4 protein-coding genes are annotated in these 6,139 nt (G+C 69.1%); 3 read left to right on the top strand and 1 reads right to left on the bottom strand.

Annotated elements, in window-relative coordinates; all coding sequences use genetic code 11:
- The first annotated feature begins 184 nt into the window (after positions 1 to 184).
- Positions 185 to 1,921, top strand: coding sequence for an ABC transporter ATP-binding protein (locus tag AC07CM_RS18775; protein ID WP_478877505.1), 1,737 nt, complete (start codon positions 185 to 187; stop codon positions 1,919 to 1,921).
- Positions 1,918 to 3,840 carry an ABC transporter ATP-binding protein gene (locus tag AC07CM_RS18770; protein ID WP_478877504.1) on the top strand — a complete coding sequence of 641 codons (1,923 nt, stop codon included), beginning with the start codon at positions 1,918 to 1,920 and terminating at the stop codon, positions 3,838 to 3,840. Before AC07CM_RS18775 ends, AC07CM_RS18770 begins: the two co-directional genes overlap by 4 nt.
- Here the strand turns inward: AC07CM_RS18770 and AC07CM_RS18765 are convergent.
- Positions 3,830 to 4,990 (bottom strand): cytochrome P450, encoded by a 1,161-nt coding sequence (locus AC07CM_RS18765; RefSeq protein ID WP_478877503.1) that lies wholly within the window; start codon positions 4,988 to 4,990, stop codon positions 3,830 to 3,832. The genes AC07CM_RS18770 and AC07CM_RS18765 overlap by 11 nt on opposite strands.
- A gap of 411 nt (positions 4,991 to 5,401) precedes the next feature.
- Between AC07CM_RS18765 and AC07CM_RS18760 the strand changes: the two genes are divergently transcribed.
- Positions 5,402 to 6,016 (top strand): LuxR C-terminal-related transcriptional regulator, encoded by a 615-nt coding sequence (locus AC07CM_RS18760; RefSeq protein ID WP_478877502.1) that lies wholly within the window; start codon positions 5,402 to 5,404, stop codon positions 6,014 to 6,016.
- The last annotated feature ends 123 nt before the right edge of the window (positions 6,017 to 6,139 follow it).

The following is a 6,139-nucleotide window of genomic DNA, read 5'->3' as shown; positions in this document are numbered from 1 at the left end:
GTCGCTTCCATTCACTCGCGGACACCCTCGTGCAGTCTCGATCTCCGGCCAGCCGGAATTTCCTAGTGTCGGGAGCGAAAGACGTGCGGGGACACTAGGGAATCACCGACGCGGTCCGGGTGACGCTGCCCGCGCCGGACGCACGCGCCCGGCGGCCAACCGCCCTCGACTTCCGGAGTACCGCGTGCCCTTGCGATTGCTCAGGACGTACCTGCGCCCCTACCGGACCTGGGTCGCGCTGACCATCACCCTCCAGATCGCGCAGACGCTGGCGCTCCTCATGCTCCCCACGTTGAGCGCACAGGTCATCGACCGGGGACTGCTGGTGGGGTCGCTGCCGGGGATCATCTGGCTGGGCACGGAGATGCTGCTCGTCGTCGTGGCCCAGCTCGCCGCGCGGCTGGGAGCCGAGTACTTCGCCGCGCGTGCCGCCACCGCGGTCGGCCGCGATCTGAGGTCGGCGATGTTCCGCCACGTGCAGCGGTTCTCCGCACACGACGTGGGGCGCTTCGGCACGTCCTCCCTGGCCACCAGGACACTCAACGACGTGCAGCAGGTCCAGACCCTCGCGGCCGACGGGCTGAGCAGCATCATCACCGCGCCGATCATGTGTGTGGTGAGCGTGGTGCTCGCGCTGCGCCAGGACGTGCCGTTGGCGCTGGTCGTGATCGTGCTGATCCCGGTGACGACGGTCGTGGTGGCGGTGGTCCTGACCCGGATGGGCCGGCTCTACGACCGCATCCAGGGCGGCATGGACACCATCAGCCGGCTGTTCCGTGAGCAGATCACCGGCGTGCGGGTGGTGCGTGCCTTCGTCCGGGACACGCACGAACAGGAGCGGTTCGGCGCGGCGAACACCGAGATGTTCGTGCTGACCCGCAGGGTGCGTCGGCTCGCGGCCGGCATGTTCCCGCTGGTGTGGCTGCTGGGCAACGGGTTCACCGTGGCGGTGGCGTGGATCGGCGCGAAGCGGATCGCCTCGGGCGCACTGCAGGTCGGAGCGCTGAGCGCGTTCCTCGGCTACATCGTGCTGGTGCTGACCTCGATGGTCATCGCCATGTACGTCATGCTCACGGTTCCGCGGGCCGCCGCCGCCGCGCGCCGCATCCGTGAGGTACTCGACACCGACCCGGGGATGGCCACGTCCTCCCAGCCGGTCGTGTCCGGGCCGCGGCCGGGGCACCTGGAACTGCGCGGCGTCGGGTTCCGTTATCCCGGCGCGGAGGAGCCGTTCCTGCACGACATCGACCTGAGCGCCGGGCCCGGCCGGACCGTGGCGGTGATCGGCGGCACCGGGAGCGGCAAGACCACCCTGTTGAACCTGGTGGCGCGGCTGTTCGACGCCACGTCCGGATCGGTGCTGGTGGACGGGGTCGACGTACGTGATCTGGACGCCGCCACCCGCAGTCGCGCCGTGGGTCTGGTCCCGCAGCAGCCTTACCTCTTCGCGGGAACCGTCGCGTCCAACCTGCGCTGGGGCAACGAGAACGCCACCGACGCGGATCTCTGGCACGCGCTCGAGACCGCCCAGGCGCGCGAGTTCGTGGCGGCGATGCCGGGTGGGCTGCAAGCGGAGATCACCCAGGGCGGCACGAACGTCTCGGGCGGGCAGCGGCAGCGGCTCGCCCTCGCGAGAACCCTGCTGCGACGGCCCGGGATCTACCTGTTCGACGACTGTTTCTCCGGCCTGGACGCCGCGACGGACCTGGCCGTGCGCAACGCACTGGCCCCGGAACTCGCCGACGCGACGGTGGTGATCGTCGCGCAGCGGGTGGGCGCCATCAAGAACGCCGACCTGGTCCTCGTGCTGGAGGACGGCCGCGTGGTGGGCCGGGGCTCTCACGAGCAACTGCTGACGGAGAACGGGACGTACAGGGAGATCGTGCGGTCCCAGCTCGACGACGTGGAGGAAGCGGCGTGACCGAGAAGAAGCAGGCCGCCGACCCGGGGGGAACCCTGCGGGCGATCGCGCGGCTGATGCGCCCGCACCGGACGGTCCTCGCCGTCACCGTTCTGGTGAGCCTCGCCGGTGTCGTGGTGAACATCATCGCCCCGCTCCGCCTCGGGCACGCCACCAATCTGATCGTCGCCGGCGTGGCCGGTGAGGCGCTGCCTGCCGGGCTCACGAAAGGCCAGGCACTGGCCCGGCTCCGCGCGGAGGGGCACGGCACCCTCGCATCCGTGTACGACACGGTCGACTTCACACCCGGTCACGGCATCGACTTCGCGGCGGTGGCGTCGGTGTTGTCGACGGCGCTGGCCCTGTTCGCGGCCGGGTCGGCCGCCAACTTCGTGCAGGAGCGCATGGCGGCGAACGTCGTGCAGGCGATCGCCCGGGACGTCAGGACCCGGGCGGAGGCCAAGCTGGCCCGGCTGCCCCTCGGCTACTTCGACGGGCAGCCGCGCGGCGAGCTGCTGAACCGCGTCACCAACGACGTCGACAATCTGCAACAGGTGCTCCAGCAGACGCTCAGTCAGCTGGGCACCGCCGTGATGTACGCGAGCGGCCTCACCGCGGTGATGTTCGTGATCTCGCCGCTGCTGGCGGCTCTGCTGCTGGCGAGCCTCCCGGTGTGCGCCGTGATCGCGGCGAAGCTGAGTGCCCGGGCACGGCCGCGGTTCGCCGAGCAGTGGGCCGCGACCGGCGCCCTGGCCACACACGTCGAGGACATGTACACCGGACACGCGCTTGTACGGGTGTTCGGACGACAGGCCCACAGCGAGGCGGAGTTCGACGAGCACAACGAGAAGGCGTACCGGGCGGGCTCGGCCGCGCAGTTCCTCGCGGCGACCGTCGAACCCGCGCTGGGCTTCGTGTCGAACCTGAACTACGTCGCCGTGTCCGTCATCGGTGTGCTGCGGGTCGCCTCGGGCGCGCTGTCGCTGGGCGAGGTGCAGGCCTTCCTCCAGTACACCAACCAGTTCAGCAACCAGGCCGGCCAGATCGGCGCGGTGGTCGGCAAGCTCCAGTCCGGCCTGGCCTCGGCCGAACGCGTCTTCGCCTTCCTCGACGCCGACGAGCAATCGGCCGAACCCGCAGAACCGGTCTCGCTCGCCACCGTGTCCGGTCACGTCGAGTTCCAGGACGTCAGCTTCCGCTACAGACGGGACCGTCCGCTGATCGAGGACTTTTCCCTGTCGGTGCCGCCGGGGACCACGGTCGCGATCGTGGGACCGACCGGCGCGGGCAAGACGACACTCGGCAACCTGCTGATGCGCTTCTACGAACCCGATGCCGGGCGGATCCTGCTCGACGGCGTGGACATCGCGACGATGAGCCGCGAGGCTCTCCGCTCGCGCATGGGGCTGGTGCTCCAGGACACGTGGCTGTTCGAGGGGACGGTGGCGGAGAACATCGCGTACGGGCGTCCGGGGGCGACGCGCGAGGAGATCGTCACCGCGGCCAGGGCCATGCGGGTGGACCACTTATTGAGGACGCTCCCGAAGGGTTACGACACGGTGCTCGACGAGGCAGCGGGCATCAGCGCCGGCGAGAGACAGCTCATCACGGTGGCGCGGGCGTTCCTCGCCTCGCCGTCCGTGCTGATCCTCGACGAAGCGACCAGCTCGGTGGACACACGCAGCGAACTGCTGGTGCAGCAGGCCATGGCAAGGCTGCGCCGGGGCCGCACCAGTTTCGTGATAGCGCACCGGCTGTCCACCATCCGCGACGCGGACCTGATCCTCGTCATGGACCGGGGCCGGATCGTCGAACAGGGCACGCACGACGAACTCCTCGCCGTCGACGGCGCCTACGCCCGCCTGTACACGGCACAGTTCGAAGGGGTGTCGGGAGACACACCGGGGGGTGCCTCCCGACAGAGCGGTCTCACCAGGTGATGCTCAGCTCGGGCATGGTCGAGAACAGCCGGTCCGTCTCGCGGTTCAGCTCGTCGAGCGGCACCGCGAGACGGAGGGAGGGCGCCCGCTCGAACAGGGTCGTGTAGACGGTCCGCAGCTCCATCCGGGCCAGGGGCGCACCGAGGCAGTGCCAGATTCCGTGCGCGAACGCCAGGTGCTGGTTGGGGCTGCGCGTGAGGTCGACGACCTCCGGGTTCTCGAAGGCCCGTGCGTCGAAGTTGGCCAGCGCGAAGTCCGGCAGCACGAGGTCTCCGGCCCGGATGGTCACCCCTGCGATCTCGATGTCCGCGTTGGCGTAATGGGGTTGCGCCCCGCCACCGTGACTCGCGGTGCGCAGCATCTCCTCGACCACCGGCTCGACCAGCGCGGGGTCGTGGCGCAACGCCTCGCGCAGCGCGTCATCGGTGGCCAGCCGGGCCACACCGAACCCGATGTGCGTGGCGACGCTCTCGCCGCCGGCGAACAGCAGCATCGCGACCAGCGTCGCCACCCGCTCGTCGGTCTGTCCCGCGGCGACCAGTCCGGAAATCATGTCCTGGCGCGGTTCGGCCCGTCTCTGCGCCGCGATCCCGGCCAGGTAGGCGTCGAGGGTGGCGTCGCCGCCGCCCGCGCCGAGGCCGGCCATCCGGTGCAGAAGTCGGCCGACCAGTTCCTGGTCGGCCACGGGGATGCCGACGAGTTCGCACAGCACGCGCATGGCCAACGGCCGCGCCAGCACCTTCTGCAGTTCCGCCGGGGGTTCGCCGGCCAGCATCGTCTCGACCAGCTCCGCCACGGTCGCTTCGACCTTGGGCTGCATCTCCCGCATGGACGTGCGGGAGAAGTACGGCGTGAGCAACGCCCGGATCTCGGCATGATGTTCGAACTCGGCCATGATCTGCTCGAAGACCGGACTCGGCGCGTATTTCGGTGCGCTGGCCGGGTCGGGATGCGAGCGGCCCAGCCTCCTGTCGACAAGCAGCCGCTTGATCTCCGAAGCGCCCATGACCAGCCAGGCCTCGTCACCGGTGTAGGTCCTGACCTTCCAGATGGGCCGTTCCGCCTGCATCGCCCGCAGTTCCTCGTTGATGCCGAGGAGTGGCGCGGTCAGGGACGCCATCGAGGGAATGTTGTTTTCGGCCATGGTCATGGCTCGCGTCCTCTCCGCATGAAGGCCGGTAGCACCGGACAGTCTCACGAGGCCGTCGGCCGGAAATCCCTAGACAGCCGACACCCGACGCGATGACACCGGGCGGGAACCGTGACGCTAATCACGTCGAGTTGCGTCGTGGATAAACGTGCAACTAGCCTTCGATACAAGAAGTATTCGGACTGGAACCGGTTTTCCGACGACTTCCGTCCGACACTGACGCTTCGTCTGACACCTCGCGCATCGGGGCTCTGGGTGATGTTGACCAGCCCAGCAGAAGCCACTGGCGCAGTCGCCTGACAACTTCCGACGAGGAACTTCATGCCAGATGCATTAGATTGTCCGACGGAACACCCCCGGGCTGACATCAATCACTCTGTGCACCAACGCACACCGTCCCGGTCGGCGGCCATGTTCCGTTCCTTCTTCGAGCGTTCCGGAGTCGGAATGGCGGCGCTGGACTCGCACAGCCGGATCCGGCGGGCCAACGATGCCATGCTCGCCCTGCTGGACCGCAACACCTCCGAGGTCCGTGACATCGCGTTCGCCGACCTTCTCCACCCTGACAGCCGCTCCCGGCTACGGGCGGGTTTCGATCAGCTCCGTCTCGGCCGCACCGGCCGTCTCACCGAGTACGTCATGGTGCCGCGTCCGGAGAACGCGGTGGGAGGCAATCTCACGGCGTTGCGGATGCGGTCCGATGCCCGCGCCGACAGCCCGCTCCTCGTGCTGGTCCAGGTCGACCCTCCGACCCCCGAATGCCCGCCGGGCGGCGCCCGGTCGACCCTGTTGAGCGAGATGGAGGCCAGAATCCTCGAGAAGGTCGCCGCCGGTGCCTCCACCGTGCAGTTGGCCGGTCAGCTGCACCTGAGCTGTAAGGGCATCGAGTACCACGTCAGCGCCATGTTGCGGAAGCTGGACGTACCCAACCGGCCGGCGCTTGTCTCCCGCGCCTACACGCTGGGCATCCTGAGCAGCGGCAGTTGGCCACCCCGGGTGCAGCAGGAGTACGTCAAGAGCCCCTGACGAGTCCGGCTGACACTCTGGTACGACAGGAAGCGGGGGGGGGGGGGCAGGAAGGGGGGGGGGGGGGTTGTGTTTGTTGGTTTGGGCTTCCTTTCAGGTGGGTTGACGAGTGGGGGGGCACGC

It is taken from the genome of Streptomyces sp. NPDC044061, assembly GCF_056434305.1.
Note: the sequence above shows the minus strand (reverse complement) of the source record. Positions and strands in the feature narration are given on the sequence as shown.

What these genes read in the sequence shown, in the direction of transcription:
- AC07CM_RS18765 (WP_478877503.1), bottom strand. Translation starts at nt 4,990, where the DNA reads ATGACCATGGCCGAAAACAACATTCCCTCGATGGCGTCCCTGACCGCG.
- AC07CM_RS18760 (WP_478877502.1), top strand. Translation starts at nt 5,402, where the DNA reads ATGTTCCGTTCCTTCTTCGAGCGTTCCGGAGTCGGAATGGCGGCGCTG.